The sequence below is a fragment of the Marinobacter denitrificans genome (assembly GCF_008795955.1).
GTDB classification, from domain to species: domain Bacteria; phylum Pseudomonadota; class Gammaproteobacteria; order Pseudomonadales; family Oleiphilaceae; genus Marinobacter; species Marinobacter denitrificans.
In genome coordinates this window covers 1-920 of the sequence record NZ_VMHN01000034.1, presented here as the reverse complement: position 1 = coordinate 920, position 920 = coordinate 1, and the positions used below count along the sequence as shown (strand labels likewise).

Below are 920 nucleotides of genomic sequence, written 5' to 3'. Positions count from 1 at the left end.
AGAAGTGGTTAGTCTAACCTTCGGGAGGACGATCACCACGGTGTGGTTCATGACTGGGGTGAAGTCGTAACAAGGTAGCCGTAGGGGAACCTGCGGCTGGATCACCTCCTTAAACGAAGCCGAACGCTTCGGTCAGAGTCCACACGAATTACTTGGTTAACTTGAGAAGAGAGCAAAGGGTCTATGCAGGCCCGACTTGGCTTGTTGAGAGACAAGCAAAACCGGGTCTGTAGCTCAGGTGGTTAGAGCGCACCCCTGATAAGGGTGAGGTCGGTGGTTCAAGTCCACCCAGACCCACCAAAATTGCGTGGCTCGTCGTTGCTTCCAAGCTCATGTGCTGTTCGCACACTACGCTTGAAAGCGCCTAGATCCACACAATTTTATAGCCTGGGAATCCGTGCGCGGCCGGGTTTGGGTGATAAGTCTAGGGGCTATAGCTCAGCTGGGAGAGCGCCTGCCTTGCACGCAGGAGGTCTGCGGTTCGATCCCGCATAGCTCCACCATATTACTGGCTAGCTTCGGTTAGCAGTGTGCAGAAACAAGCATTTCGGTTTAATGACAAGGGGTTGTTAAGCGGAAGTTCTTCTTTCTGATCACTGGGTCAGATTTGCTCTTTAACAAATTGGACGAGATAGAACACGAGTATTGTTTCTCATTATCTCCGAGAAGCAATATTCAATGTGATAGCGATTTCAAGCGTTATCCGGTGTTGTCGTTGAAGTGGTTGTATATGACTTCAAGTGGCTGTCTCGAATCAACCTCTGCATCAGGCTTGCCTGGTGAAGGGTGTGGATTCGTGATCAGTTGTCTTGGGGTTATATAGTCAAGCAACTAAGCGCATACGGTGGATGCCTTGGCAGTCAGAGGCGATGAAAGACGTGGAAGCCTGCGATAAGGCTCGGGGAGCTGGCAAACAAGCT

General features: G+C 50.9%; 2 tRNA genes and 2 rRNA genes. All 4 read left to right on the top strand.

Annotated features, from left to right (window positions below):
• Positions 1-112 (top strand): 16S ribosomal RNA (locus FO268_RS22735); the annotation flags it as partial.
• 111 nt (positions 113-223) lie between these two features.
• A tRNA-Ile gene (locus tag FO268_RS22730) sits at positions 224-300 on the top strand.
• 127 nt (positions 301-427) lie between these two features.
• A tRNA-Ala gene (locus tag FO268_RS22725) sits at positions 428-503 on the top strand.
• Between the two features lie 318 nt (positions 504-821).
• A 23S ribosomal RNA gene (locus FO268_RS22720) occupies positions 822-920 on the top strand; the annotation flags it as partial.